Source organism: Priestia sp. YIM B13552, assembly GCF_042787775.1.
GTDB lineage: Bacteria > Bacillota > Bacilli > Bacillales > Bacillaceae_H > Priestia > Priestia megaterium_E.
In genome coordinates, this window is record NZ_JBHZOU010000001.1 from 225,798 (window position 1) to 251,864 (window position 26,067).

At 33.7% G+C, this 26,067-nt stretch carries 30 protein-coding genes; 9 read left to right on the forward strand and 21 right to left on the reverse strand.

All coding sequences use genetic code 11. The features are described 5' to 3' along the window. Window positions 1-16: 16 nt before the first annotated feature. The 3 genes from ACFX40_RS01105 to hxlR all read right to left on the reverse strand — a co-directional run bounded on the left by ACFX40_RS01105 (window position 17) and on the right by hxlR (window position 4,008). Window positions 17-2,440 (reverse strand): GcvT family protein, encoded by a 2,424-nt coding sequence (locus ACFX40_RS01105; protein WP_377254437.1) that lies wholly within the window; start codon window positions 2,438-2,440, stop codon window positions 17-19. Between the two features lie 362 nt (window positions 2,441-2,802). Continuing rightward, window positions 2,803-3,444 (reverse strand): 3-hexulose-6-phosphate synthase, encoded by a 642-nt coding sequence (gene hxlA, locus ACFX40_RS01110; RefSeq protein ID WP_013056245.1) that lies wholly within the window; start codon window positions 3,442-3,444, stop codon window positions 2,803-2,805. A 198-nt stretch (window positions 3,445-3,642) separates the two neighbouring features. Beyond that, complete coding sequence (hxlR, locus tag ACFX40_RS01115; RefSeq protein WP_028408091.1) at window positions 3,643-4,008, reverse strand: transcriptional activator HxlR; 366 nt, start codon at window positions 4,006-4,008, stop codon at window positions 3,643-3,645. Window positions 4,009-4,172: 164 nt separating this feature from the next. Here hxlR and zwf point away from each other — a divergent pair, with 164 nt between their 5' ends. Next, window positions 4,173-5,687, forward strand: a complete 1,515-nt coding sequence (gene zwf, locus ACFX40_RS01120) for a glucose-6-phosphate dehydrogenase (protein WP_377253881.1) — start codon at window positions 4,173-4,175, stop codon at window positions 5,685-5,687. Window positions 5,688-6,109: 422 nt separating this feature from the next. Here zwf and ACFX40_RS01125 read toward each other — a convergent pair whose 3' ends face one another. Then, complete coding sequence (locus tag ACFX40_RS01125) at window positions 6,110-6,358, reverse strand: group-specific protein (RefSeq protein ID WP_252124345.1); 249 nt, start codon at window positions 6,356-6,358, stop codon at window positions 6,110-6,112. 37 nt (window positions 6,359-6,395) lie between these two features. Then, window positions 6,396-6,881, reverse strand: coding sequence for a PaaI family thioesterase (locus ACFX40_RS01130; protein ID WP_028408088.1), 486 nt, complete (start codon window positions 6,879-6,881; stop codon window positions 6,396-6,398). Between the two features lie 292 nt (window positions 6,882-7,173). Between ACFX40_RS01130 and ACFX40_RS01135 the strand changes: the two genes are divergently transcribed. Then, window positions 7,174-7,677: a L,D-transpeptidase gene (locus tag ACFX40_RS01135; protein ID WP_051421052.1), complete on the forward strand. Its 504-nt coding sequence runs from the start codon at window positions 7,174-7,176 to the stop codon at window positions 7,675-7,677. Between the two features lie 439 nt (window positions 7,678-8,116). Here ACFX40_RS01135 and ACFX40_RS01140 read toward each other — a convergent pair whose 3' ends face one another. Continuing rightward, entirely contained in the window at window positions 8,117-8,689 is a 573-nt protein-coding gene (locus ACFX40_RS01140) for a flavin reductase family protein (RefSeq protein WP_025753556.1), read from the reverse strand. A 355-nt stretch (window positions 8,690-9,044) separates the two neighbouring features. Next, window positions 9,045-9,323 carry an ArsR/SmtB family transcription factor gene (locus tag ACFX40_RS01145; protein WP_377253884.1) on the reverse strand — a complete coding sequence of 93 codons (279 nt, stop codon included), beginning with the start codon at window positions 9,321-9,323 and terminating at the stop codon, window positions 9,045-9,047. Between the two features lie 307 nt (window positions 9,324-9,630). Here ACFX40_RS01145 and ACFX40_RS01150 point away from each other — a divergent pair, with 307 nt between their 5' ends. Then, entirely contained in the window at window positions 9,631-10,509 is an 879-nt protein-coding gene (locus ACFX40_RS01150; protein ID WP_165918672.1) for a LysR family transcriptional regulator, read from the forward strand. 178 nt (window positions 10,510-10,687) lie between these two features. Here ACFX40_RS01150 and ACFX40_RS01155 read toward each other — a convergent pair whose 3' ends face one another. From ACFX40_RS01155 to ACFX40_RS01165, 3 genes are all read right to left on the reverse strand, one after another. Then, window positions 10,688-11,107 (reverse strand): MarR family winged helix-turn-helix transcriptional regulator, encoded by a 420-nt coding sequence (locus ACFX40_RS01155; protein ID WP_377253886.1) that lies wholly within the window; start codon window positions 11,105-11,107, stop codon window positions 10,688-10,690. 232 nt (window positions 11,108-11,339) lie between these two features. Further along, window positions 11,340-12,527 (reverse strand): MFS transporter, encoded by a 1,188-nt coding sequence (locus ACFX40_RS01160; RefSeq protein WP_051421051.1) that lies wholly within the window; start codon window positions 12,525-12,527, stop codon window positions 11,340-11,342. Window positions 12,528-13,211: 684 nt separating this feature from the next. Continuing rightward, entirely contained in the window at window positions 13,212-13,511 is a 300-nt protein-coding gene (locus ACFX40_RS01165; protein WP_377253888.1) for a hypothetical protein, read from the reverse strand. Between the two features lie 483 nt (window positions 13,512-13,994). On the opposite strand from ACFX40_RS01165, the gene ACFX40_RS01170 reads away from it, so the two are divergent. Beyond that, window positions 13,995-14,387: a UPF0715 family protein gene (locus tag ACFX40_RS01170; RefSeq protein WP_263036246.1), complete on the forward strand. Its 393-nt coding sequence runs from the start codon at window positions 13,995-13,997 to the stop codon at window positions 14,385-14,387. A 122-nt stretch (window positions 14,388-14,509) separates the two neighbouring features. On the opposite strand, the gene ACFX40_RS01175 is transcribed toward ACFX40_RS01170, so the two are convergent. From ACFX40_RS01175 to ACFX40_RS01195, 5 genes are all read right to left on the reverse strand, one after another. After that, window positions 14,510-15,064 (reverse strand): helix-turn-helix domain-containing protein, encoded by a 555-nt coding sequence (locus tag ACFX40_RS01175; RefSeq protein ID WP_377253890.1) that lies wholly within the window; start codon window positions 15,062-15,064, stop codon window positions 14,510-14,512. 148 nt (window positions 15,065-15,212) lie between these two features. Continuing rightward, window positions 15,213-15,506: a hypothetical protein gene (locus ACFX40_RS01180; protein ID WP_377253892.1), complete on the reverse strand. Its 294-nt coding sequence runs from the start codon at window positions 15,504-15,506 to the stop codon at window positions 15,213-15,215. A gap of 456 nt (window positions 15,507-15,962) precedes the next feature. After that, the gene (locus tag ACFX40_RS01185) at window positions 15,963-16,268 is read right to left on the reverse strand and encodes a hypothetical protein (protein ID WP_377253894.1); all 306 of its coding nucleotides are present in this window, start codon (window positions 16,266-16,268) and stop codon (window positions 15,963-15,965) included. Between the two features lie 228 nt (window positions 16,269-16,496). Further along, complete coding sequence (locus tag ACFX40_RS01190; RefSeq protein WP_263036249.1) at window positions 16,497-16,673, reverse strand: hypothetical protein; 177 nt, start codon at window positions 16,671-16,673, stop codon at window positions 16,497-16,499. Window positions 16,674-16,808: 135 nt separating this feature from the next. Beyond that, complete coding sequence (locus tag ACFX40_RS01195; RefSeq protein ID WP_377253896.1) at window positions 16,809-17,285, reverse strand: YrvL family regulatory protein; 477 nt, start codon at window positions 17,283-17,285, stop codon at window positions 16,809-16,811. A gap of 387 nt (window positions 17,286-17,672) precedes the next feature. On the opposite strand from ACFX40_RS01195, the gene ACFX40_RS01200 reads away from it, so the two are divergent. Next, window positions 17,673-18,446: a Cof-type HAD-IIB family hydrolase gene (locus tag ACFX40_RS01200; protein WP_377253898.1), complete on the forward strand. Its 774-nt coding sequence runs from the start codon at window positions 17,673-17,675 to the stop codon at window positions 18,444-18,446. Between the two features lie 343 nt (window positions 18,447-18,789). Here ACFX40_RS01200 and ACFX40_RS01205 read toward each other — a convergent pair whose 3' ends face one another. Together ACFX40_RS01205 and ACFX40_RS01210 are read right to left on the reverse strand one after the other, a co-directional pair. Further along, window positions 18,790-19,428, reverse strand: a complete 639-nt coding sequence (locus ACFX40_RS01205) for a hypothetical protein (protein WP_377253900.1) — start codon at window positions 19,426-19,428, stop codon at window positions 18,790-18,792. 86 nt (window positions 19,429-19,514) lie between these two features. Then, the gene (locus ACFX40_RS01210) at window positions 19,515-20,060 is read right to left on the reverse strand and encodes an SMI1/KNR4 family protein (protein WP_377253902.1); all 546 of its coding nucleotides are present in this window, start codon (window positions 20,058-20,060) and stop codon (window positions 19,515-19,517) included. Window positions 20,061-20,360: 300 nt separating this feature from the next. Here ACFX40_RS01210 and ACFX40_RS01215 point away from each other — a divergent pair, with 300 nt between their 5' ends. The 4 genes from ACFX40_RS01215 (at window position 20,361) to ACFX40_RS01230 (ending at window position 23,101) form a co-directional block, all read left to right on the forward strand. Continuing rightward, on the forward strand, window positions 20,361-20,837 hold the full coding sequence (locus ACFX40_RS01215) for a hypothetical protein (protein WP_377253904.1): 477 nt from the start codon (window positions 20,361-20,363) through the stop codon (window positions 20,835-20,837). 74 nt (window positions 20,838-20,911) lie between these two features. Continuing rightward, entirely contained in the window at window positions 20,912-21,493 is a 582-nt protein-coding gene (locus ACFX40_RS01220; RefSeq protein WP_377253906.1) for a hypothetical protein, read from the forward strand. 59 nt (window positions 21,494-21,552) lie between these two features. Then, window positions 21,553-22,086: a hypothetical protein gene (locus ACFX40_RS01225; protein ID WP_377253908.1), complete on the forward strand. Its 534-nt coding sequence runs from the start codon at window positions 21,553-21,555 to the stop codon at window positions 22,084-22,086. 91 nt (window positions 22,087-22,177) lie between these two features. Continuing rightward, window positions 22,178-23,101: a DUF4240 domain-containing protein gene (locus ACFX40_RS01230; protein ID WP_377253910.1), complete on the forward strand. Its 924-nt coding sequence runs from the start codon at window positions 22,178-22,180 to the stop codon at window positions 23,099-23,101. Between the two features lie 544 nt (window positions 23,102-23,645). Here the strand turns inward: ACFX40_RS01230 and ACFX40_RS01235 are convergent. From ACFX40_RS01235 to ACFX40_RS01250, 4 genes are all read right to left on the reverse strand, one after another. Then, window positions 23,646-23,840 carry a DUF4181 domain-containing protein gene (locus tag ACFX40_RS01235; RefSeq protein WP_377254440.1) on the reverse strand — a complete coding sequence of 65 codons (195 nt, stop codon included), beginning with the start codon at window positions 23,838-23,840 and terminating at the stop codon, window positions 23,646-23,648. A gap of 167 nt (window positions 23,841-24,007) precedes the next feature. After that, window positions 24,008-24,364, reverse strand: coding sequence for a DUF4181 domain-containing protein (locus tag ACFX40_RS01240; protein ID WP_060746757.1), 357 nt, complete (start codon window positions 24,362-24,364; stop codon window positions 24,008-24,010). Between the two features lie 391 nt (window positions 24,365-24,755). Beyond that, window positions 24,756-25,325, reverse strand: a complete 570-nt coding sequence (locus ACFX40_RS01245) for a hypothetical protein (RefSeq protein WP_060746756.1) — start codon at window positions 25,323-25,325, stop codon at window positions 24,756-24,758. 35 nt (window positions 25,326-25,360) lie between these two features. After that, window positions 25,361-25,924 carry a hypothetical protein gene (locus ACFX40_RS01250; RefSeq protein WP_235568729.1) on the reverse strand — a complete coding sequence of 188 codons (564 nt, stop codon included), beginning with the start codon at window positions 25,922-25,924 and terminating at the stop codon, window positions 25,361-25,363. Window positions 25,925-26,067 lie beyond the last annotated feature (143 nt).

A 26,067-nucleotide genomic window follows, 5' to 3' on the forward strand; every position in this document is an offset into this window, starting at 1 on the left:
TCTTTGGATTGATCAATTAAACTACTGCCGGGGAGTGTGTCATCATTGTTGCTTTATAACGCCGACCAAAGTATTCAACTTCTAAAACCATTTCTTCATGTACAGCTTGAGATAATAAAGTGTGTACAATTCCTTTTCCTAAGCTGTATGAATAGCCGGCACTTGTCACAAATCCGAGGGCTGTTTCTCCATAAAAGACCGGTTCATATCCCATTACTATCGCTGAAGGATCATCTAATATGAGCGTCGCTAATACTGTATCAGAGTCTTTTCGCTGACGATCAAGCAATGCCTCTTTTCCAATAAAAAATGGTTTTGTTAAATCAACCATTTTATGAAGGTTAACTTCATATGGATGATGCTCGCTCCAAAAGTCTTTCCCGCTTTTTAACGAAAAAGATTCAATCCGAAGATTTTCAAGAGCTCGGTCTCCCGCGGCAATCAGCTGATAAGGCTGTCCTTGTTCAATTAATAAATCCCATAAATTCAGGCCTTGATCAGAAGTCGTAATCAACTCCCAGCTCTCCATTCCCCCGTAGGAATCACGCAGAGCAAGAACTAAAATATTTTCGATAAACATCGTTTTCGCTTGTCCTTCAATCCAAGTGCTGCTAAGGTCTGAGCGTTGAACCACGGACTTCATTACTCCTGTAGCTTTAGGACCAATTAATGCTATACTGCATGTCCCTGACGTTACATCTTGAAAAACAACTTGACCGTTTTGAGGCACGTGTTTTTGAATCCAGCTTGCTTCTACAGCTCCCGTACAAACAATCAAGAAAGTGGATATATTTTTGCGAATAACCGTTATTTGATCTTTTATGCCGCCTCGCTCATGCAACATACACGTACGTATGCTTTGCCCTACTGTAATGTCTATATTTCCTGTCGTTAGCTTCTGTAAAAACTGGAGAGCTCCTTCCCCTTTAATTTCCAACCTTTTCTTTGCTGCCGTTGTATCGTAAATCGCTGCGTACTGACGAGTATGCAACTGTTCAGCCTCGATAATCGGTGACCAATATTCAGCGGACCACCCCTTTCTTATTACCATCTTCTTTTCATACGTGGATATAAGCGGATAGTTAGCTTCATACCACTGCGGCTGCTCCCACCCTGCTTTTTCGTTAAAATACGCTTTTAGTTCTTGCTGACGCATATAAAATGGACTTACGCGCATGTTTCGCGATACTTTTCGCTGCATAAATGGATGATGAATGCTATAAACCTCTTCATACTCTTCAATAGACCGCTGTTTGTAATAAACAGGGCTGCATGCATACGTATCGAAACGATTAATATCGCATAGCTCCAAATCCACAGTCGGTGCACCATTCATCATCCATTCAGCCATTTGCCTAGCGACACCTGCAGAGTGCGTTACCCATATGGCTTCGGCTACCCAAAATCCCCCTACTGCTTGTGATTCGCCAAGCAGCGGCATCCCATCAGGTGTGAAAGAAAAAATGCCGTTTATTCCTTTTTTTATCCCCCCTTGTTTTAATGCCGGAATTAATTCCATTGAATCTTCCCACGGTTTTTCAAAATCTTTTGGTGTAAAAGGTTTAACAGAAGGCATTTCTTTTGTTTCTCCGTATTTTGTAATGTCACTGAGTTCGATTGGAAACGGTTCATGCTGATATGATCCAATCCCAAGCCCTTTGTCTACCTGACGAAAATAAATTGCATTATCCTGATCTCGAATAAGAGGAGTCGCCGCTTCTTCCGTTTCTCCGTTTAATTCAAGTAAATCATTTGTAAACACATATTGATGAGCCATTGGCTGAAGAGGAATCGTTACACCGACCATTTCTCCGATACGAGGTCCCCAAAATCCGGCACAGCACACGATTACATCTGCTTCAAATTTTCCAGCGCTCGTGTACACTGCTTTTACTTGACCATTTGTCACTTCAATATTCGTCACTTCTGTATGACCGTAAAATTCTACTCCGCACTCCTTAGAAAAACGAGTCATTTTATCAACGGCATGCAAAGGTTTGGCAATACCGTCTGACGGAACATAGAGACCTCCGCAAATACGCTCAGGACAAATCAACGAATTTTTTTCTGCGCATTCTTGCGGTGAAAGAAGAAAAGCTTCGATTCCCCATGAGCTAGCAACACCAGCCTTTCTCTTTAGGTCTTCTAATCGCTCGGATGTACGGGCAACTTCTAAACTGCCGACAGGATAAAACGAGCGCTGTTCATCTGTACTCAACTCTTTAAAGGTCTCGACTGTTTGAGAAGCTAGTGTTGTAAGGATTTTTGAAAAGCTAAGCTGAAATACAAGCCCCGGAGCGTGAGAAGTAGATCCTCCCGTTTCAAACAAAGGGCCTTGCTCAATCACTGTTATGTTTCTTTGCCCCATTTTGCTTAAATAGTAGGCAATGGTGCACCCGACAATTCCAGCTCCTATCACTACTATCCTCTTATGTTCCATCACTTTATATCTCCCTCCTTTTTTGGTTTAAAGATGTTAAATATTGTCGATAGTTAATTATATTTTTAATATTCATAATTTTAAAAGTATTTTGTTAAAAAGTGTGACATAGATTTTTTTGCACTTTCTTTTGCTAATGTTCGGATAACGCTTTCTTAACTTTAAAATCCCAGAAAAACCATCGTCTTTTTCTTTCGAATAACGAATTTTAAAGAAACTATCTATCTATCAAAATGACTCTTATCAATGAATGGTTATACTAAAAATGACGGAAATAAGATAGCTAAAATAACTTAGCTATCTTATTTTTCAACCATTTACCGATTAATTAATTTTGAAGGTCTAAATACTTTTGCTTATTTTTAGACCAAAGTTGCTTGTTTGACTACTTTTTTCATTTCTTCTGCAACGTTTCTTTTGTCTTTTTCACTTGTAATCCCCCCGCCTACAATCACAAGATCCGGCTGTGACTGCACAACTTCAGGAAGTGTATTCAGTTTAATGCCCCCTGCCACCGCTGTTTTTGCATTTTTCACAACTCGTTTAATCGTTTGAAGCTGCTCGAACGGGGTTTCTCCTTCAGCTTGAAGATCATACCCTGTGTGTACACAAATATAGTCAACACCGAGTGCATCGACTTCTTTTGCACGTTGTTCAAGGTTTTTTACATTAATCATATCAACAAGAATTTGTGTTCCTTGTTTTTTGGCCTCTTCTACAGCGCCTTTTATAGTCGAATCATCAGTAGCGCCAAGAATGGTAATAATACTAGCCCCCGCTTCAGAAGCTTTCATTACTTCATAAGCACCTGCATCCATAATTTTCAAATCAGCTAATACCTTTAAAGACGGAAAGGCTTCCTTGATTTCTTTGACTGCTTTTAGCCCTTCGTTAATCACAACTGGAGTTCCAATTTCTACAATATCGATATACTCTTGAACCTCCTGCACTACTTCTTTTGCCTCTGAAATATTTACAAGATCCAATGCTAATTGAAGTTCCATACTGACTTCACTCCTTCATTAAATAGGGTTGTCTAGCATGAATTCATTGTAAAACCGTTACTTTCAAAAAAAAAGTAGGCACTTTTAAAACATATAGTCACTAAAAATATACTATGGACGCTTCAATGCAGCGTATCATTTTTATTTATAGAAAATTCTGAATAATAAGGACAGTTTTATCCTTTTCAACAAAAGATTTTAACCCATATGGCTGGAATTGTTCATTTCAGGCTCTATAACGGTTTCCATATAATTTTTTCCCCACTCATCCATGCTCTTAAGGATAGGCATCAAGCTTCTCCCGTGTTCAGTCAAGGAATATTCAACTTTTGGAGGGACAACCGGATAGACTTTTCGGTGAACGATTTGATCTTCTTCTAATTCTCGCAGCTGACTTACTAACATTCGCTGAGTAATTCCCGGCATCATGGACTTTAACTCCCCAAATCGTTTCGTCCCTTCTTTTCCTAGGTGCCACATAATCAACATTTTCCACTTTCCACCAATGATCGTTAACGTTAATTCCTTTTCACAGTTAAACGTTTTGCTAAAGAGTCTGCTCAATCCTTTTTCCTCCCTTTTTATGCGTAATAGTATAGTTTTAGACACTATATGAAAATAAAGTGTCTACTTATAAAGGAAAATTGTACCTGCTATACTGTAATCTGTAAAGGTGATAAAAGACTATATTCACTGCACTAGACCGTTAAAATAAAGGAGGAGATCAATTGGGCAGTGTAGCTCGTTCACGTGATAATTGTCTCAAGTCTCATTCACCACAAGCGTCAGAAGTGGATTCCATGACCTTTATCTTATTTGGAGCAACAGGAGATTTAGCTAAAAGAAAAATTTTTCCTGCGTTATATAATTTATTTTTAGATAAAAAGCTTCCTTCTTCCTTTTCTATTGTTGGTACGGATAGAAGCAACTGGTCTGATGATGCCTTTCAAATATATGTAGAAGAATCAGTAAAGACTTTTTCAAGGCGCTTTAGACAAGGTGAATCCAGGATAAGAGAATTTCTTAAGACAGTTCGCTATCATAAAATGGATGTTACCAATAGTGATGGATATGAACAGTTGCTGCATGCTATTCAAGAAGGCGAAGCAGAATTAAATATTCCTGAAAATCGTCTTTTCTATTTATCAGTGGCTCCTGAATTTGTAGACGTTATTGCTTCAAATATAAATAGCGGCGGATTGGGATCTACAAAAGGCTGGAAACGTCTTATTATCGAAAAGCCTTTCGGACACGATTTACAATCTGCTCAAGTGTTAAATCAAAAGCTTACTGAAACGTTCAATGAAGAAGAGATTTATCGTATCGACCACTATCTGGGAAAACCCATGATTCAAAATTTGGAGGCTCTAGCATCTGCAAACCCTATTTTACAAGCACTATGGAACCATCACTACGTTGCAAATGTTCAAATTACAGCTAGTGAAACAGTTGGTGTAGAAGAAAGAGCGCCTTACTATGATCAGTCCGGTGCAATTAGGGATATGTTTCAAAACCATATGCTTCAAATGCTGATGATGACTGCCATGCAGCTGCCAAAGACACTTAACACCGCAAAGACTCGCCAACAAAAGATAAAAATTATGAAAAGCCTTCGCCCTCTACAAAAAGAGTTTATCCATTCGAACGTCATAAGAGGTCAATACGAAGCGGGAAAAATCCAAAATCATTCCGTTATAGGATATAAAGATGAGCCCGGCATCAATTCAGCTTCCGTTAATGACACATTTATAGCAGTCCGGGTATGGATTGATCATGAGCTTTGGAAAGGAGTGCCCTTCTATCTTCGCACAGGAAAACGAATGAGTAAAAAATGCACGCGTATCGTCATTGAATTTAAACATCCTTTAAAAGATGTTTATACAGATGAAGAAGTTATTCCCAACCTTTTGGTTGTCGAAATAAGCCCAAATGAAGGTATATCACTGCAATTAAACAGCAAAAATCCTTTGAATGACAATAAAATCGAACCTATTTTCATCAATTTCTCAACAAATCAAAAAGAAGTACCCGAAGCTTATGAACTGCTGTTAGTTGATGCTTTACAGGGAGACTCCACATTTTTTGCTCATTGGGAAGAAGTTGAATTATCTTGGAAATGGGTGCAACCTATTTTAGAAGTTTTTAATGATGAACGCTTTCCTCTTCACTTTTATCCTGCGGGTACGATGGGACCAGCAGCTTCAAATCATTTGTTAGAAGACGACGGGTTTAAGTGGTGGTGATTACTTTTAACCTGGTTAAAAAGAGGCTGGGGTAAAAGTATTTTATTTGAAGAAAGATCCGAACGATGAAGCGAGATTCTTGATGGAGAATCGAACTCGTTCGGATTTTTTCATTGTGGTTGTAAACGCAGGTTTACTGTATGTAGTTGCTTCTAGTTGTTGATTGGAGGGCAAGACGAAGACTCCTGCGGGAAAGCGGAACAGGTGAGACCCCGCAGGAGCGTATGCGACGAGGAGGCTTACCGGCCTCCCGCGGAAAGCGAAGTCTTGCACGGAAATCAACTGCAGTGTAACAAGCAGTCGATACTAGCTCATGTATTCAATTTGTGCGTCTTTAGATTGGGTTAATGTAGTTATATCTTAATCTCGTTTATCAATGTTTCAAATACATTCAATTGGCTAAATCTATGTTACTTAAAAAATTAAGCCTTCGTATCTTCTTTATTTAATATCAGCCATTTGATTTTTCGATCTCGCTCTTTTTTTTCTTGTTCATCAACCAAATCATATTTCTTCAGCAAGTGAAACATCTCGTTTAATGTTGTTTGCGAAGGATTTCGTACGAGAAACTCATGAAATAACGAGCGAATATCTTCTGGCAGCCATTGTGACTGCGAGTTAAACTTCTGTTGGACATCTTCTACCGAGTGGTCTAAATTACATTTACCCATCCCTTTTCCTCCCTTTTTATGTAACTGTTTTGCATTTTTAGTCTTCTTTGCGTTTAAACGTACTTGGCATAACAACTGCCACAACTTCTCCGGTCGCAACAATGATGTCGCTTGCGTATACTTCTGTTTTAACTCTCCATTTCTTCGGGTGAATTTCTTCAACCGTTCCTATTGCTTTTAGTACTTCACCCTGCGGCGTTGGTTTTTTAAAATCTACGTGGAGAGAACCGGTAACAAATCGCGGCGGCTCTGCTGAATCTCCTATTTCGTAGCCATTTTTACGATATAGAGCAAGAGATGCAGAGCCTGTTCCATGGCAGTCAATCAGTGATGCAAGAAGTCCGCCATAAACAAATCCTGGTATGGCTGTATGTTCAGGCTTAGGTGTATAAAGGGTAATGGTTTTTTCTTCTAACCACCCTGTCCGAAAATGATAGCCGTCTTGATTTAATCGGCCGCAGCCGTAACACCATGCAAAATCATCCGGATACTCGTCTTGAATCGCTTTTACTACTTTTTCCATGGTTCACCACTCCTTTTTCCGGAATATTTTAACACATTTTCTCCTACAATCGTTAGAACTAAACGGACTATTTTCAAGCTTAAATAACTAAAAATCATAATAGAAGAAAAGCCTCACTTAAAAAATAATCGATTAACTAGGGTTTTATTTATAAATGATGGTGACGAGAAAGCATCTTTCTAATTGAAAGGTGCTTTTTTATTTCTTATAAAAATATAAAAAAGAGGAGAGTTTTTATGAAGAACATTTTCATGAAATCAATGACCGTTCTTACCTTATTAATGGTCGCATTATGTGGAGTAAATCAGGTGAAAACAGAAGCAGCAAGCAAGCCTACGAATCAAGATTTGATATTATTAACAAGTACTACAACAAGCTTGCCTATTTTCACAATGGCTATATTGAAATGTTTGATCCAGTAGCAACGGGAAAAACATGGGATAAAACACCTGTTGGCTTCTTTAAAGTGGTAAACAAAATTAAAAACCGTCCTTACTATACAGGACATATTCCTGGGGGCGATCCTCGCAACCCATTAGGAAAAAGGTGGTTAGGATTAAATGCAAACGGTACGTATGGTGATACATACGGTATTCACGGCAATAACAATGAAAGTAGCATTGGAAAATATGTGAGTCAAGGGTGCGTAAGAATGCATAATGCAGACATCGAAAAGCTTTATGATAAAGTCCAAGTAGGCACACCGGTTGCTATCACTTATTCCTATAAGAGCTTTGTAGAGTTGACGAGCGTGTACGGTTACGAGTTCAAAGGGTATCATTTAAAAGAAAATTAATCAAAAAGCAGTATTAACAATTTTTCTATGATGCAGGCATTAACCATGAATTAAGAAGCTGACTTTTTATACTCTACTGACATCTTGCAAATTAACCGAGCGTTTGAAAAATTAACTGTAAAGAGCTTAAAGCGTTACGCTGCTTATGCTGTTGGAGGACTTGCTTTGACAGCCGTTGTTATACTGGCCTTTACAATGGAGACAGGAACAAGTTCCAATTCAGTTACAGGTTCTGAAAAAGCTGTGGTAGTTGAAAATGTAACTCTCGAACAAAATAAGTAAACAATATGGGCGGCCTTTCTCGTTAGAGAAAGGCCACTTTTTTTGTAAGGCTGATTTTTACTTGTTCTTAAGACTCAGTCCATCCTCAAAAGCATTTCCTCTTTGGCCATTTCATCTAACCAAAATGAGACTGTGAGAGTTTTCTTTACCGATTTATTTAGTCTGTACCAGGTCCGTGATTAAATTTAGTACCTTTTCCAATAGCATAGAATTGACCGCCAGCAACATAGTGTATTGTACGCAATTCATCAGGAGCATCATCAAAAATCCAATGTCCGTTGTTGAATACTCGATCATCACTCCAAGCACCAACAATTTCACCCATGAAAAGATCATGTTCTTGTTCATTTTCAGAATTTGGAAGAACCTTGCATACTAGCCAGCCAGCGGAACCTTCAACTAGTGGTAAATCAAACTCTTCTTGGTAAAATAGTGAGATCTTATCAAGTTTATTGTCTATTTCTTTAGAGCTGTGCTCACCAACATACAAGACAGTTTCCATTTGTTTAACAGTTGGAACATGTACTACAAAATAACCACTCTTTTCAACGAGTTCACGTGTGAAAGCTTGTTTGCCGATAAACGCCATCACTTTATTATTTCCCACCAGACCGACCCAAGCGGCTGCCATTACATTTTCTATCCCATCGTGTTTAGCAGAAATCATGGTTGTTGGACCTACTTGTAATAAACGGTATGCTTTCTTTAAATCAACAGGCTTAATTGCCATTATTCATTCTCCTTTTGTTTTATATTTTGATATTTCTAGAAATATAGATTTAAGTTCATACATTAACCGAACGTTTGAAAAATTAGCTGTAAAGAGCTGATTTTTGCACGTAGACAAAGGGACCTTTACAATTTCTTCAGAAATGTCTTATAAAGGTGACACAACATGAATTTAACGCGCTTATAATAACGATAGATGATTTGCTTTAGCCTTTTTATCTAAAGTACTAGTAATGGATATACTCAGAATTTAGATGAGGATACCTATCAAGCAATTTAGCCATAATCCAGACAAGAAAAATCATACCTCTTAGTTCTATATTTCCTTAAGTATAGAAATATAGAACTAAGAGAAATTACTCCATTACATATGGAGCATACTTTCCAATTAACTCACGGTCTAGGCTGTAGTATATATATGTGCCTTCTTTATAAGTACTCAGAAGTCCGCAATCAGTTAATTGTTTTAAATGATGGGATAAAGTTGATCCAGCAATTGATTCAAGTTTTGTCCCAATATCCGAACAACATAAATTTGCTTCATTAGCAAGCAAACAAGCAATCTTTAATCGGGTCGGTTCACCGAGTGCTTTATATATTTTTGTCGCCTGCTGTAACTTCGAGTTATCCTCCATTGTTAGTACCCCTTTTTCTGAATGAATTAGATACCCCATATGAGTACAAGCTAAAATTATAGTTGCAAGTACACTATAGAGATCTCATTTTCCTGATGGATGATTATATAGTATTGCTAAAGCCAAATGCACTTTAAAGATAAAACCCTCAAAATAGTACTATAAGCACAAATGAAAATAATTTATTGCCATTGCTAATCCTAATTATCTTCGGTTAATTTCTTGAAGTTTAATTCTTTTTCATGATACATTAGGTTCCAATACCAATCAAATGCACATTAATTATATAGGAGATAACAAAATTGATATGAACAAATCACAAATTGAACTTATTGTCCGTATATCAGAAACAGGAAGTTTTACAAAAGCCGGTGAAGCACTACATATGACACAACCTGCAGTAAGTCGTACCGTTGCAACAATTGAATCGGAATTAGGAACGAAGTTAATTAAAAGAGATAAGAAGAATGGAATATCTTTTACAGATGTAGGAGAGAGAATATTAATTACTTTTAGAACAATCCTGAGTGAATTACAAAAAGTAGATGAATTAATTGTGGCTGAACAGGGGTTAGAAATTGGAAAGGTACACATTGGCGCTTACCGAACTGCTTGTACTAGGTTTATTCCTAAGATCATACGTGCAATGGAAAGTCAGTATCCTGGTATAGAAATCAAGCTTTCGGAAGGTAGTGTAGATCAAGTAAAAGAGTGGTTACGTTCCAGATGCATTGATGTAGGAATTATCATTCCTCCTGATAAAGATTTTGATACCTTACCTTTAATTAAAGATCAACTGATTGTACTTATGCATTCAAGCCATCCTTTATCTCAGAAAGAAACAATAAGTATTCCTGACCTACAAGGTGAAGATATACTAATTGGAAAATGCGGTTATGAGGTACAGATTCATGCTCTATTCAACGAGTATAACTTGACTCCTAAAGTACGGTTTGAGATGGATTATATAGAGACAGGATTAAGTATGATACAAGAAGGGTTAGGAATTACCATTACAACAAAACAAAATATTTGGTGGTTGCCAGACCAAGTTGTTGTTCGTGAGTTAAAACCAGATACGTATAGAGATATCAATATAGCAGTGCTAGATATGAAAGATATATCCAAAGCGACAGATGCTTTTATCCAAACAGCTCGTACCCTTTTTGCTCAAGAAGATGCTTAAATAGTACTTAAATAAACATGTGTTGCTATTTAGTGCATATAAAAAAGACAGCTGTTTGATTCAAAAAGTGGCTGTCTTTTTTATTTCTACTATTTATGAATGGTAGTGGCTAGGAAGAGTATTTATTGAATGCTTATAAAAAAGGTTTCTCTTTATAAGGAATATTCAGTAACACGGCTTATTGTATACCGTTATATACCTTGTTTAACAATGTCTTTAGTTGAGTATTTTCTTCATTACTTAATTGACGCGTGATGAAGAGGTGAGCGTCTTCAACTAAAGGTGAAAGAATTTTCTTTAACTCTTCCCCCTTTTCTGTAAGAAATAGATAGTGTAAGCGACGATCTCGTTTACTGTATATTCTTTTTAAGAGTCCTTTTTCCTCCATCGCATAAATCATTTCTACAATAGTTGTTTGTTTCTTATCAATTGCTTCTGCTAGTTCTGTTTGGGTGATCCCTTTTTGAGAATCTAGAACACTAATGATGCTCCATCGTACTGGAGTCATGCCATAAGATTTGAGCTTTTTCTTGAAATAATTCATTGCTCTTACATCTGTTCGATGAATAAGATGGCCTGTTAAATCATGTAAATCCATAACGTCACCTCAGAAATGTGAAAAATATGTCTTAAGCTAATAATCGAGTAATATAAGTCTTTATTAGTAGGCGGTACCCATGTGTGATTCTATATAATCGCTACTATTTATCTGACCAAATGTATTCATGTGGCTAAACCTTCTCCTGCACACAGTAATATCATTCTATACTTTGAAAGTTGTTTAGCTTTTTTAAAAGCTAAAATAAAAACCACGATTTACTTCGTGGTTTTTATTTCACAGGTAAGCCCTCTGTTTTACCTTTAGCTGGTTTGGTGATTTTCCACCCTAATAAGATGGCAATGAATCCTATAATTATAAGAAGATATAATGTCGGAACGAAACTTCCTAGATAATCATGCAGAAATCCAATTATAAATGGGCCGACTGCACCAATCATATATCCAATTGCTTGAGTCATTGCTGACCAAGTACTTGCTTCTAGAGGGGAAGATGCCATATCTAATGGTAACAACAAAGTTAGCGACACAAGACCACCGGCACCAACTCCTAAACATATACTTGAAACAATAGGTGTTACGTTTGTAAAACATAAAAGGGATAAACCAATTATTATACTTAAGGTAAAGGTTGTAATCCAAAACCTTCTGCTCGGTAGCACTTTTAAAAGACTAGGTAATAAAAGAGTAGCTGGTAGCTGTGAAATCATAGCAATTGTACCTACAAGACCACCAAATGCTGGTGTCCACCCTTTTTCCTCTACAATGGCTGGTAGCCATGCTGCAAAACAATAAAATAGAAGAGTTACAATCCCTACAAAAGAAGTTAATAGCCAGGCTTTTTTGTTTTTTAATGGTAAAGAAGCCTTCGTCTTTTGTGAAAAATTACTTACAGGAATACGGGATTGTTTTATTACCATAAGCCAAAGTGGAATAGCGAGTAGAGCAAGAATACTCCAAAATGCTAATCCATTTTTCCATGAATTATTGAACCAGTGTTGAAGTGGTGTTGTTAGCCCAATAGAAATAGATGCACCCACTACCATTGAAGTAGAGTATATGCCTATCATCGATGCTGCCTTGTCTGGAAAATGACTTTTAATAAAACCAGAAAGCAAAGGGCTTACAACACCAATTCCTGCACCAATTAATAAAGCCGTTATTAACAGGTAAATTGAAGAATTTGTAAAGGCCCTTAGAAATGTTGCAATACCTATGCAAGTTATAGCGAAAGTAATCATCTTCTCTGGTTGATAGCGATTTGCTAAACGACCAGCAAATAACGAACAAAAACCAAAACATAACAAAGGAATGGAAGTGAGCAAACTAGCTAAAGTAGAACTCATACCTAGATCCTTCGTTATTCCATGTAATACTGGGCTAACTGAAGTTAGACCCGGCCTAAGGTTAAATGCAGCTAGTATAAGTGCAAATAGAAACAATTTATTACGATTGACCATACTAATTACCTCCAGTTAATTTCTTGAAACTTAATCCTCTTCTATGGTACATTAGGCTTTTTTATAAATGAAATGCATATTTTTTATAACGAATATAACAAAAATGTTATGAGGTTGGGAATGGAAAACAAACATGGAATACAGCAAACTCTATTAGAAAAAATAGAGTGAATGAAACTAATGTGAAAGTGAAATAAGTATACCTTTATCATTTTAGATGAATAAAGTAGAGAAACATATAATACTTAAAGACATCTGAACAAGTAGGTTTATCTTGTGAAAAACGACCAATACAATATTGGTCGTTTTTATATTCATTATAAGTACAATACTTCATGTATATAGTTAACTTACTCTTATTAACAAAAGTAATAGTTAACGCACTTTATTAAAAATAGTGTTAACTATTACATACCTTGTAGAAAAACTTTGTATTTGTCGTCACTAACTGTAAATAGTAAAACCTTAATAATAAATGAAGTAATTTAATATTTACTTAACAAACAATAAAGCGTAAACAAGGTTATTTTTTCTGAATATAGTTAATGACAACATTTTTTTAAAAGGTATATGTATATGAATCTACAAATCTGGCCAGACTAATAACGTATTCCCCCTATTCCGATAAATTTGAAAACCCTTTGCCTATATGAGCAAAGGGTTCTTTTTTTATGTAAATATTTATCAAGGCGCAAATCCTTGAAAACTGACAGCAAGATAGATACCAAACGAAAGAGCACATAAGGACACAAAATGTAATGTTAAAAAAGGGATTTTCTGTTTACCTTTGATAAAGAAAGAATAAATAAACCCGAGTATTGTAACTAAAGTTAAAATAGGCACAATAATCTTAATCACAGTACCAAAAGCGTTTGCTGTAACAACTGATAAAAGAAAGAACCCAATTATAACTACATACAAGATTATTGAAGTAACTAAAGAGGCTATTGATACCTTTAAAGAATCTTTTAAGAATTTCTTCATCTAAATTCCTCCTATTTGAGCTATATATTGGTGTGAAATATTGTCCTACCCCAATAACGATTCCAAGCAACGATAAACACAAAGAGTATTGACTAAAACGTTTTTTCAAGTTGACCCTCCAGGAACTAAATATATGGTTAATAATAACATTTGTTCACCTGTCAGTTAATATAAAACTAATTACAGGAAAAATATCTGTTATGATAAAAATATAATCTTCTCTAAAGGATGAAGTCTATGAAGGAGTTTTTATCTAGTTTTTTACTTATAACAAGTTGGCTTATATTTGCTATAAGTGCCTATTTGTTTGTTAGTGTTTTAATCGCACCTTCCTATGCATTTATTCCTTTTTGTAAGGTGGTAGGTGCTGGATTAGTTTGTTTTTATTTATCAAAAAAGCTAAATAAAAAAACTAAAGTTAACTAGGTTTAATCTTTATATAATATACATCCGTAGACTAGACAAGAAGGGTGTGTTCATTCAGTGACATTTAAAGAGCTTTTGCCATATCATGCGTTAACAGTTATTAGCTCTAGCGTTTCTTATTCCATATTTCTTATCATCATTGAGCCTAGTTATAGAGCTGTTATTGCATTTTTTATGATCGCACTTATTACAATCATTCCTTATTCTGTTGCAGCCGTACCACTGCAGATATTTCTAAATAAATGGCCCAAGAAGTTCAATATTCTCTACTTATTTATCTATTGTGTCGTAGCAACCCTATTCCTTTATATCTTTTATAAGCTTCAAGGAAATTGGTCTGATCCAATATGGGACTACCGTAAAATGCTTATATTTGCAGTAGGTGCAGCCATCATATACTGGTTTTGGGATTCCGTTATCATGAACAAGAAAGAATATCCTTATTATTAAAATTCAAATCTATATTAGCCAATCTACATAAAACGGATTGTAAGAAGCATCTAAAAATAAACGCACCCGCCTAAATGAAAGGTGAGTGCGTTTATTTAATCTAATAATTCCTAATTTAATATTTATGCTTTTAATTGTTTAATACCTTCTTTTACGTTCCATACAATAACACCAAACGTAATTAGAAAGATTACAATTGTACAGCCACTAACTAATACAGGATTAGGTGTCTTTGTTCCAGCTAATTTAGCAGATATGTAATAACAGATTGCTATAACAATAAGAGTTAAAGTCGGTATTAAATGAGATATAAATGCTCTCTTTCCATGCTTCTTCATTTCCTTATAACCAAATATCAGTGTAATAAGTGGAAAAACAAGTGGAGCGAAAAACAAACTAAAATAGTTTAATGCCGATAAAAGACTACGATTAGAGAACATCCCCGTCCCTCCTTTCACTTTGATCTTACCTTGTAAAGAACGATCTCCCTTTATTAACTCATCAAGACTAATTTCAAATAGTTCACTTAGCATTATTAGGTTTTGAATGTCAGGGTATCCTTTTCCACTTTCCCATTTATAAATTGCTTGTCTAGTCACATTCATTTTTTGACCTAACTGCTCTTGTGAAAGATTTTCGTTTTTACGTATCTTTCTAATCTGTTCAGCAAGTTTCATCTTAGCTGCCTCCTTCATAATCAGTGTATGGTTTTAATCAATATAAAGCGATAAACCCTTGGTATACATATGACAACGCTTAGTTTACATTGAAAAAAGCCCACTTTTCATTGAGTAATTTTGGGTGAAATAAAAAGCAAACCTTTAATTAAAGATCTGCTTCTTTTCTTTGCTCTTTTTTCTTGAAAATACCAATCAATAACACTATAAGTCCTATTACGAAAATTACGGGAAAGATATACCACATTATTAAGGCTGCCCATCCGTTTTCTGCAATAACTGCGTATGTCAAACCAATTGCAAAAGATAAAAATGGTGCAATGGTCAACATTAGCGCTATTCCCCAAACAATGTATTTTCTTTTTTTTGTTTTTCCCTTGCTTAGTTGATAAGCTATCATCGCTCCTATGATGGCAATTCCATAACCTACTACAAATGGCATTCTATCATTCCTCTCTATTTAATTCCTATAATTTTGTAATAATGATAATTAGAGCACGATGAAGATTACTACTGGTTTAGAGTTATTATTGTATTTCTTATACAAAGTTAGTTATCATAATGGATTTTATGGGAAATCAAATAGGTAGAAGCCCTTTTAAAATAAAGAACTTCTGCCTATTTGATTTTTATTTAATATGGTTAGCATATGGATCATATATTCCAGTTAACAATAGAATGCTTGTAAGTAAGACAACTGTTCCTACCACTAACGACGCACTACTTACAATTCTATTCTTCTGCTTACGTGAGAATAGCCCCCATAAAATAAATAAAATTGCAAAAAATATTAACATAACTCCTAAGCCCATGTTCAAAATTTCCTCGCCTCCTGGAATATAATAACATATACCTTTGTTTCTAGTTACCATAATTAACGTTAGTGGTAGTAATAAAATTATCCCCACCACATGGCTAAAACAAATAATGACCATAGAGAAACAAACAAACTAAGTCCTAAAATAACAAGCCAATACACATCTAAGATACTCTTTTTAAGTTTATTTTTTTTATTGAATATGTAAGTCGATACTATTGTAACTAGATATAAAAAAATGCTTATGCATGTTGTAGCAGTCAAGTAGTAGATTGGATTTAACTTTATTATGTTCTTATCCATAAAATAAGAGATATCCTGACCAAATATTGCTAATACTGTAGCCGAGAGTAGAAAAATACATATAAATAAATTAGCTTTCACCATATATTACACCTCCAAAACAAAACACTAATAAGTTGTATTTTTATATAATTAGTGTAATTTTACACTAATTCTCGTTTTTTTCAATGTAATAAAAGAAAACTGTTAACTAAATACTTTTTCTAACATAAAATAGCCGTTATTAATATAAAAAGAAGAACATCAAATAGGATGTTCTTCTTTTTAAGAAATTAATTTATAATACTATAAAGAATATTAACGTTCATTCTCCTATATTGTTCGATAAGGCATAAACGTTCCTCCCAAAAAGTAACTCCATACAACGAGAAGTACAGCAAATAAAATGAACAAGAACCACCCTCTGGCATATGTGTTTAGTTCTTGTTTGTTTTGTATCTTTTCTCTATATTTTCGTTGGACATCATGATGTTTCGATATATTTTTCATTAATATCCCCCTCTTGAATAGTAAACAAACAATTGGAGCTAGTGTTACGAAATATAAAACATACTATACACTACCTTTTTTCCTTACTATTTTCCGTTAGGTTGAATTAACTTTTGCACTAGGCCTTCAAAGGGCTTAAGGAACTAATGAGCTCTTATTACTTTCTCCTTTGCTATTCATATCCATTACCACTTCTAACAAAAAGAGGAGAAAAACAGCTATAAGCTCAGTTATAGAGGAAATACTAATGCTGCTAATTAATTCATCAGCATTATGTATAGCAAACCAAGAAAAGCTACAATCGATGACTAGTCTCACGAGGAATTTTCTTTTAGAACTTTTAATTTGTTGAGAAAATATATTAATAAGAAATATGGATAGGAAATCTACTATAAATCCAATAATAAAAAACAGTAATAGGAATATTAATAGGGATAAAAATGAGTCGTATTGTACGCCAAGTATTTCAAATAAACCAACAAATCCAAACACAAATGCTCCTAGCATTAATGAAATAGTAATAGTAACGATTAAAGTTATAAAAATAACCGTAAATGCTTTAGCAAAAAAATTGGATATGTTGTGAGAGGATCTAGTTTTCTTTGTTTTCAAGGTAAAGATCCACATCCCTTGCTGCTAATTTTTCTTTAATGTATTTATCCTAGCCAATTGTGCGTATAAGCTAGTATTCCTAAGATAGATCCAATTACAGCTCCAAATGAGGTAGCCCCTAGTATTTTTAATTTATTCTTATTATAAGTCATAAAAACCTCCTTTTATCCAATTATATACAAAAATGGTTTTTAGTAAATAAACCTCTTTAAACGATATAATTAATATGTATATACACCCTTAGTTAACATAAAACACATTATCGGTAGTGAAGAAATCCTTCTACATCCCACATATTAATGGTAAAATATTGTAATTGAATTTATCAATGGTTAAAACTAATACATGTACTATGTTTTCACTTTTAACTTTACCAGGGGGATTAATATGAGTTATAAGATTGTGTTCTTTGATGTTGATGGAACCCTTACACATCATGAAAATGGAAGTATTTCTGAAAAAACTATAGAGGCAGTAAAGAGCTTAAAAGACAAAGGTCTAAAAGTAGTAGCTGCTACGGGAAGACCTCTATCTATGTGTGAAGAAATCAGACAGTTAGGTATAGATACGTTTATTACAGCCAATGGGGCGTTTACTATACATAATCAAGAGGTCATTCATAAATTAACAATGGATAAGCGCATTGTGCAAGAGATATTTGAATATGCAACAACAGAAAATCATGGCCTTTCATTTTATACAAAAGAATTCAATATGAATGGTGTAAAAGAAGAAAATATATTAAAAGCACTAAAGGAAACATTGTCATTAAATGATTATCCTAAAACTAATGAACTTATTTACAATGAAGAGATCTATTTAATGTGTTTGTATGCTAATGACAAGACGGTTGAGCAGTATATACAAAAATTCCCGCATTTAATGTTCAAAAGATGGCATCCTTATGTATTAAGTGTTCTTCAAGAGGATGTTACAAAATCTTTAGCAATACTGAAAGTTTTAGAATATTTCGGTATAGATAAATCAGAGGCTATTGCATTTGGAGACGGGGAAAATGATATTGATATGTTAGAATTAGTGGGACTCGGAATTGCAATGGGTAACGGTCATGAAAAGTTAAAGATGGTTGCTGATTTCGTAACAAAGAAATCAAGTGAAGATGGAATTGAATTTGCATTAAAAGAATATCATGTAATATAAATTTCTCTTTTTTCTACAAACTAGCTATGTATATAGTATACATAGCTAGTTAACATAATCACTCTTTCCGGAACACATAAAGAAAAAGAACCCTTGTCGCAGAGCCGTTCTGCCAAGAGTTCTTTTTCCGGAATATGCAGCTTTTTATACATCCTTGATTTCTCAACGTTCTTTGCAAGGGCATTCGCAAAATACATGAATAAAAAGTGCACTTTTTATTCATATGCTAACCCTCTAAAATGTAGTATTTATGGAAAATATATATTATAATGTGTTTGCACATGCATTTTATAGTAAAAAGCCACCTGTCCTGCAAATACTGGGTGGCTTTTTATTTTGTTAACTAATTTAGTATCCAAGGAACGTAACATATAAATACCATTTCTTCTAATTCTGGTCGTGCAGTAGCTTCTTCATGAAAAAAATAACCATGTTTATATACTAAACCTATCCTTTTCTCGCTTAAAAAATTAAGTATTCCACCTGCTTCTTTATTTCTCCAAAGATGTGATTCCTCATTTTTTAAATAATCAACTATTAAATTTTTAGAAATGTCTTCTTCAGAAAATAAAATAACTGTATCTAAACTTTTATTAAACAGATCAAGAGTGAATTGTTCATCATCATACTTAGTTAAGTTCTTATAACAATATTTAATCGTTCGAACCTCTTCCGACACAAAAGGTGTGTAATCCTTTTCGTCCTTTACATAAGAATAGTCTAACTCTTTAAATCCATTCTTTTGAAGGTTTCTTTCATATAATAGTTTTTGTATTTTACTGTGGCCCTCAACAGGCTGCAGAATATAAAAAAAGTAACCATTATTACTCAAAAACGAGAATAGCTTATTTTTTTCAATTAGATATCTATTTACTAACCGCATTGCTTCAATGCTATTATCAAATTTATAGTCCCACTTATAAGCCCCTATTTTGGCTGCAGGCTCATACTTAGCTAAAAACCATTTATTATTTACATTCATCTCTACCTTTTCCTTTGTAACCTTTATATTCTGCCATGTAAATAGACTAAATTACAGGTTTATTCTCTTCAAATCAAAATATGTGATTATTTAAATTCAAAATATATCTCATTAGCTATATTATCTTTACCTTCTTGAACAATCTGGACAATAAAATCTTTAAGAGTATCGTAGCTTTCTATTACTTTTTTTGTTTTACAATCAACTTCCAATACATTTTCATCCTTATCCATTACATAATAAGTATTTTTTACCAAAGAATCTGCAAAAATGAAATGTTCTTTAGGCGTACGCTTTCTCAAATGTATCCCTTGAATATCTTCTACATCAACAGTAGAACGTACTTGTTCTTCAATAGTCAAGCCTTTATAACTTTCAAGTTCTTTTCCACCCATTCTTAATAAATCAAATAAGTAACAACCATTATAGAAAGAAAGAAATTCTTTATATGCTGAAGGAAAGCTATTTCCTACCCTTGACTCAAACTCTTTTACCTCTTCCCTTGTCAAACTAGGGTGTAGATACGTATGCCATCTATGTTCGAGTTTCCCATACATTACTGTTTTTGTTCGTAATTTCTTATTATCATCTTGGTATATATTTTTTATTTCTTCTTCTAGAAACTCATACATTGTCATCACCTCTATAACATAATTTTAAATCTTTCAAGGTGAATATGGTATACAAAATTAGTTAACGTAGTGCTTCTTTTTAAAAGACATACAACAAACGAGCCATTGAATACGAAGGACTTGTTCACTTGTTTGTTTTGCTGATTATGCAAGGTTTTATACGTCGTTAATGTACAAATTTAATTATATAAGCCTGGAGGAAGATTAAAAACTCAACTTTTATCCTTTTTATAGGTTTATACAACGTTCACAACTTAAAATATATAATTGAGTTAGTTAATGTATAAGGGAGTTACTATTATGAAGAAGTATGAAAAGATGTTAGTTGGGTTCAATAATAAAGATTTAAATTGTTATGCCAGCCGAGGAGATTGGCTTTATCTTGCGAATAAAAAAGATACAAAAAAGGGACTTTTTCGCTTACCAAATTATCTTTATTTCTTCGTTTCTTTAAATAGTAAACGTATGCCTTCGGAATTTGGAGTTGTAAAAATAATTGAAGGATATGTTACAGCAGAAGATATTGCTAAGCTTGATTATGAAAGCAGGAAAATAGATGTTTCACTCATAAATGAGGAAATCTTAAAAGAGTATGAAGAATTTCTTGAAAAGATAAATGCTCAACCAGAGCATACTCCTATTGGGGCCACATGGTTAGAAACGATATTCCCTACAAAAACAAAAAAATTAAGAGTACATAAAAAATTCTTTACTGGCATGTCTAAAGAGGAGAAAAAATCCGTATTTGAATTTGATATTAAAGATATATCTGAATGAAACAAACGCTGATTTTATAGTCAGTATTTGTTCCATTAAAATAATTGATTTTTTGTTGAAAGGTGGAGCTTTTTTTGAATCATTTTTTTGTTAACTTAATCCCAAATGGATACTACGATTATGAAGAAAACGAGGCACTTCCAGCACATGAGTTGATTCTCCGCCCACTGCTCTTGTGTGCCGAAGAATGCTATGTGTATGGTCTCAAAAAAGATACAGAATTATTTCAACAGTGTACTGATATACTTTCTTTTACTCGTAACAAATACAAACTAGAGTTAAAAAAGGAAGTCATCAAAGGATATGAACAACTTTGGAATGCAACAGGATGGCAGAGAGGTTCAATTTTAATCTTTCTAGAGTCAGAAAAGCTTAAGAAGCTAAACATTTTCACTTCCTGTTATGATCCTAGTATTTCGGAAAATCCTAATTCAGGAGAAAGTGCTGCAGCTATTAGATTTTGTAAAGATGTAGTTACTAAAGAGAAGCTAGTTGGTCTTTGCTTTTCAGCCTCTAATGGTATTGAATATATGAAGGTTTATGCGGAGAGGGATACATTAAAAGAATTATATGAATGTGCGTCAGTACAGGCACTGTCTTCAAGATCAGATTCTATATATACACAAAAAACAAAACGTAGAAAATTACCTGGGTAGTAAGTATTAATCATTAACTTTTATTATTTAGACGGTATTTATGGAAAGGAAGAAACTTAATGAATATCTTTGATTACTTAGAAGAACTACAAGCAGAATTGTTTGAGAAATCATACGAAGAAATGGAAGCTAAGTATTATGAATTATGCTCTACTACAGTGAAAGGTAATGCAGCAGAACGGATTCATAATATAAATTTAGATACTTTTCAAAAGCAAGTAAAGAGTAGCCTTCAAGAAGCTGTGCATATAGTAAATGAACAGTCTGCAAAAGCCATTTATTTTGAATATGATATGGATAATAATTGGGGAAGTACATTTTTTATTTGTGATGGATATAGTAGTCTCTTTGAAGAAGATGATGACTGGGCCAGTGATTGGATAGACGAAATTGAAGGACCTAGTAACAAAGAGTTTGCTCAGGTTTATAAAGAGAACGGCTTTGATGCTACAGAAAAGGCAAAGGCTATAACACTATTTTTAATTGTAAGAACGCTTGTAGCTTTTGGGACAGTTGCAAAAAGCATGAAACTGACTGTCCCACTATGCATAGGATTTCATGATCAAGATCCGATAATGAGAATTAAAGAATAACTACTTATAACACATTTTGTATGTCATACAGAATGATTGACAGGTACCTTCTACTAATAACTAAATTATTAATTGAAAGGAATTGCATATAGTGAATTCAAAAAAGTCAGTACAAGTAGGCGATATTTTTGCTACACCATTACCGATGAATAAGTATGGTGCAGTTAAAGTAATGGATATCATTGATCGCTCTTATCTTCTTGGTATTACAAGTTATATAGATGAACAGATTCCAACAATAGAATCAAAAGGAATTCATCAAATTTTAATTACGAAATCTATAGCAGACGGGTTAGAAAAGCCTTTGTTCGAATGGGTAGATGGAAAGTTACCTAAAGAGTTAAGTTTTATCGGAAATATCCCTCTAACTACAGACGAAATAGGGGTGGAGTCTAATATATACGCTGGAAAATGGTCAAAAGAATGTGGAATAGATGTTTACTATAAATGGCGAGAAGCAACAGATCCACAAGGGTTTAAACATGAGATGCAGAAGAAAATAGAGGAAGCCGATGCCTACGCTCGTAAAAACACGATTTCAAAACCAAAGAAAATGATGGATGATCAAGTCTTTTGGGAAATTATTTCTTTATTAGACTGGAGTAAGGAAGCTGAAGAGGCAATTGTAGATGCTGCTATCAAGAAACTTTCTACTTTTACTGTATGGAAAATAAGACATTTTGAAGAGGCACTATCTTATAAGCTCTTTTTATTAGATACAGAAGAACATGCAAAAGAAATGGGAGAACATTGTTATTCTCCACAAAATCAACATTTCTCGCCTGACCTTTTCTTATATGCCAGATGTGCAGTAGTGGCTCGTGGTAAGGGATTTTTTGAAGATGTTTTATCTACTCCTTCCAAAATGCTCAAGGACACTGAATTTGAAATCTTACTGTCTCTTTCATCAGAAGCTTATTATTTAAAAAAGGGATATGACTTTGAATACATGAGTGGGTGTAGTTATGAGACGTTCTCCAATAGAGAAGGTTGGCCAGAGGAGTTTCAACAATAAAAGTGTGCTTTTCTGTATATACAACAAAATGAAAAGTCCGTAAAAGTATACCTTTACGAACTTTTCTTTTTCATGAGAAATCTATCATCTTTATCGTTCGCTTAAGTTATAAAAACAATTATGAACGTCTTCTGGAATCCATGCACTTTTACGAACGTTTTTAGTAATAAAAAAGGATTCATACCGGTTAATTGATATGAGTCCTTTTGAAACATAGTTATATACCAATAGGTATTTCTTATAATAAAATTAATCCACCTATTATAAGAACAGCACCAAGCATAATACGGAACCCAGAAGACGACACTGGATCAGTAACTATATCGGATGCTACTGCTAAAAAAACTAAAGTTTTTTTAGTCTTTCCTTTTGTGTTTTTATCTTTTACAATGATTAAAATTCCCGAGATTAATAGATACAAACCAACTAGTAAAACTAATATAGGTATAAAAATTATTTCCACCTGCTTTTATGTATTATAGTGTATTTATTTTCTATGCTTTTTATAACGTACATAGCTCTTTGTGTATGTATAAATAAACCATTAGAAAACATTCAATATTGCTCCAATAATAATTGCTATTAAAAAATATATCAGGAGACTAAATGACAGTAAATATTCCCTCGTTTCTCCGTTATATCTCCACTCCATAAAGATTCGGAAACTTAAATAACATAAACAGAAAATAATTAACATGCCCCACATAGGAACCTGTTCAAAAGCAATAAAGAGTATAATAAAAACTTTTTTCTACCCATTTATGCCACTTGTTCACATAATTTTTTCAGTGTCGAGGTCATCTTTAACATTTAATTTTATAGCAAGATACTTTGTAATAAGAGATGCTACTAACAATAATAGTAAGAGGTATAAAAATGTTTTTAGCAATAATATTCAACTCCTATTTAAAATACATTTAATAAAGTGCCAACTCCTATAGAAGCTAAATAAAAGAAGAAGAAAATAACGGCTAAGAGGTGTTCCCTCGTTTCTCTTGCAAATTTCCATTCCATAAATATATTAAATCCCTGATAAACAATACAAAAAGCAGCTAAAATAATCCACATAGGGACTTGATTATAATAGCTTAGGGAAAATAAAAATATTATGTATAGTACAACTTCTATTCTTGAGTGCCACCTGTTTACTTTTTTTCTGTAAATCTCTGGATCGGTTTCTAAGTGCATCTTTTTTCTTAAGTATTTTTCAACATAATGAGCGATATAAAACGCTACTATAATAAAAATCAAAAATTTGTACATAAATACCTCCTAATGTCCAATAATATCTTTTTTTCTATTTTAATTAAATTAATCCAATTATTGTAGAATTAATTATATGATTTAAGGCAGGTTTCATTGAGCAGTAAGAAGAGGCTTCACTTGTGAATAAAGATATAGTAGCAATTGAAAGTGATAAAACTGCGTTTTACAAAGATTTAAAATATATGTTACCTGGGAAGATGACGCAATAACAAAAATAACTGTGTGACGAAAAATATGGAAGGTTAAAGAGCCCTTGTATATCAAGAGCTCATATTTTTGTATGGTTCCTATAATCAAACTTATGGTAACTAAACTAGAAAATAAAAAGCCTGGATCTCCTTAGATACAGGCTTTTTCTCAACTCTGTTGTTTAAGTAGAAAAAAGTACTTACTTTAAATTAAAGGTTACTTCCTTATTTAGATATGGAGATGTAAAAGTTACTGTTTGTTCATTTCCCCATTGTGCATCATGAGCTCCTAAAACATTTAAATCGCTCATATCCGTATTTCGTGTCATGACATGAAGAGGTTCTTGATTTATTCGTTTTTTCACCAAAGGGAATTCCGTTTGTTTATAAAAATCATAGTAATGGTTAGTTTCTCCAAGACTCCAATTGGAATAACCAATAATAATTTTTTGGGTATTCTTAGGGGAACTTAGATCATAATAGTCAACTTTATTAGTATAAAAGAACGTGAACCACCCAACGATTGCTATAGGTACAATAAAAAACGGCCCAATTACTCCCCAAAAAACTTTAGACTCTTTTGTTTTGCTAACGGTTATAAGGACTATGTATAAATAGATAAAGTGTAGCACAAATATCAGAAAATATATCGAAACCTTTGAAGAGAAAACGTATAGGCTCTTTAGTGCTAAAAGATAAAAGAATAGATCTATAGAAAGAAGGATGATAGCTAACATTTTTAGTATACTCTTATTATTTTTATACTTCATTGACTACAAACCCTCCTTCTTTTAATTTAGAAATGTTAAATATTGCTGCTATTAATATCAAGTGAGTAGCTACGAGGTATATAATTTTTGACTTTTCCAGGTGAGTTAAATAGATCACTCTTACTGAATATCGTAAATCCAACCTCTTCCACATCCACAAATGTATCGACTTTATCTATATCGACATTTTTAAATTCTATAGGTTTATTCCATTGTCTCGAAGGAATTAAATCCTGCTCTACAATACCTTCTCCGTAGAAAATGAATATACTGAGCCCATTCTTAACTAATTCTTCTGCTAATCCACTAACATGGCTCAATTTTTTTTCAGAATCAACTTTAATAATAGCACCATCTGATGAATGCTCATAAAAAGGCGTTTTATTTTTAATCAATGTTTCTTTTTCATGTCCAGAGAGCATTGAGTCTAAAACAAAAAAAACAGGTAAACCAAACATTTTTCGAACTAAAGAGATGATCAGATCATGATTAATGTCCCTAATCCCTACAGTAATAGATACAAATTTATCTTCTGGAAAGTCAAAACTATCAATTATACTTTGGTCTGAATATTGCACAAAATATTCTTTTTTCAACATTTATCCCCCTTTAGGGTTTAGTCTTTTTGAACTCTTACCATTACGTTATGTAGTAGTTACTTCTGTTAATGTAACAATAAATTCTATGCAAGTGATAGCAATGATTGGGAAAAATGTAGAGTTTTTATTTTAGGAGTATTTTC

What these genes read in the sequence shown, in the direction of transcription:
- ACFX40_RS01105 (WP_377254437.1), bottom strand. Translation starts at nt 2,440, where the DNA reads ATGGAACATAAGAGGATAGTAGTGATAGGAGCTGGAATTGTCGGGTGC.
- hxlA (WP_013056245.1), bottom strand. Translation starts at nt 3,444, where the DNA reads ATGGAACTTCAATTAGCATTGGATCTTGTAAATATTTCAGAGGCAAAA.
- ACFX40_RS01125 (WP_252124345.1), bottom strand. Translation starts at nt 6,358, where the DNA reads ATGGGTAAATGTAATTTAGACCACTCGGTAGAAGATGTCCAACAGAAG.
- ACFX40_RS01130 (WP_028408088.1), bottom strand. Translation starts at nt 6,881, where the DNA reads ATGGAAAAAGTAGTAAAAGCGATTCAAGACGAGTATCCGGATGATTTT.
- ACFX40_RS01135 (WP_051421052.1), top strand. Translation starts at nt 7,174, where the DNA reads ATGTGGAGTAAATCAGGTGAAAACAGAAGCAGCAAGCAAGCCTACGAA.
- ACFX40_RS01140 (WP_025753556.1), bottom strand. Translation starts at nt 8,689, where the DNA reads ATGGCAATTAAGCCTGTTGATTTAAAGAAAGCATACCGTTTATTACAA.
- ACFX40_RS01145 (WP_377253884.1), bottom strand. Translation starts at nt 9,323, where the DNA reads ATGGAGGATAACTCGAAGTTACAGCAGGCGACAAAAATATATAAAGCA.
- ACFX40_RS01150 (WP_165918672.1), top strand. Translation starts at nt 9,631, where the DNA reads ATGAACAAATCACAAATTGAACTTATTGTCCGTATATCAGAAACAGGA.
- ACFX40_RS01155 (WP_377253886.1), bottom strand. Translation starts at nt 11,107, where the DNA reads ATGGATTTACATGATTTAACAGGCCATCTTATTCATCGAACAGATGTA.
- ACFX40_RS01160 (WP_051421051.1), bottom strand. Translation starts at nt 12,527, where the DNA reads ATGGTCAATCGTAATAAATTGTTTCTATTTGCACTTATACTAGCTGCA.
- ACFX40_RS01165 (WP_377253888.1), bottom strand. Translation starts at nt 13,511, where the DNA reads ATGAAGAAATTCTTAAAAGATTCTTTAAAGGTATCAATAGCCTCTTTA.
- ACFX40_RS01175 (WP_377253890.1), bottom strand. Translation starts at nt 15,064, where the DNA reads ATGAAACTTGCTGAACAGATTAGAAAGATACGTAAAAACGAAAATCTT.
- ACFX40_RS01180 (WP_377253892.1), bottom strand. Translation starts at nt 15,506, where the DNA reads ATGCCATTTGTAGTAGGTTATGGAATTGCCATCATAGGAGCGATGATA.
- ACFX40_RS01185 (WP_377253894.1), bottom strand. Translation starts at nt 16,268, where the DNA reads ATGGTGAAAGCTAATTTATTTATATGTATTTTTCTACTCTCGGCTACA.
- ACFX40_RS01190 (WP_263036249.1), bottom strand. Translation starts at nt 16,673, where the DNA reads ATGAAAAATATATCGAAACATCATGATGTCCAACGAAAATATAGAGAA.
- ACFX40_RS01200 (WP_377253898.1), top strand. Translation starts at nt 17,673, where the DNA reads ATGAGTTATAAGATTGTGTTCTTTGATGTTGATGGAACCCTTACACAT.
- ACFX40_RS01205 (WP_377253900.1), bottom strand. Translation starts at nt 19,428, where the DNA reads ATGAATGTAAATAATAAATGGTTTTTAGCTAAGTATGAGCCTGCAGCC.
- ACFX40_RS01210 (WP_377253902.1), bottom strand. Translation starts at nt 20,060, where the DNA reads ATGTATGAGTTTCTAGAAGAAGAAATAAAAAATATATACCAAGATGAT.
- ACFX40_RS01215 (WP_377253904.1), top strand. Translation starts at nt 20,361, where the DNA reads ATGAAGAAGTATGAAAAGATGTTAGTTGGGTTCAATAATAAAGATTTA.
- ACFX40_RS01225 (WP_377253908.1), top strand. Translation starts at nt 21,553, where the DNA reads ATGAATATCTTTGATTACTTAGAAGAACTACAAGCAGAATTGTTTGAG.
- ACFX40_RS01240 (WP_060746757.1), bottom strand. Translation starts at nt 24,364, where the DNA reads ATGTACAAATTTTTGATTTTTATTATAGTAGCGTTTTATATCGCTCAT.
- ACFX40_RS01245 (WP_060746756.1), bottom strand. Translation starts at nt 25,325, where the DNA reads ATGAAGTATAAAAATAATAAGAGTATACTAAAAATGTTAGCTATCATC.
- ACFX40_RS01250 (WP_235568729.1), bottom strand. Translation starts at nt 25,924, where the DNA reads ATGTTGAAAAAAGAATATTTTGTGCAATATTCAGACCAAAGTATAATT.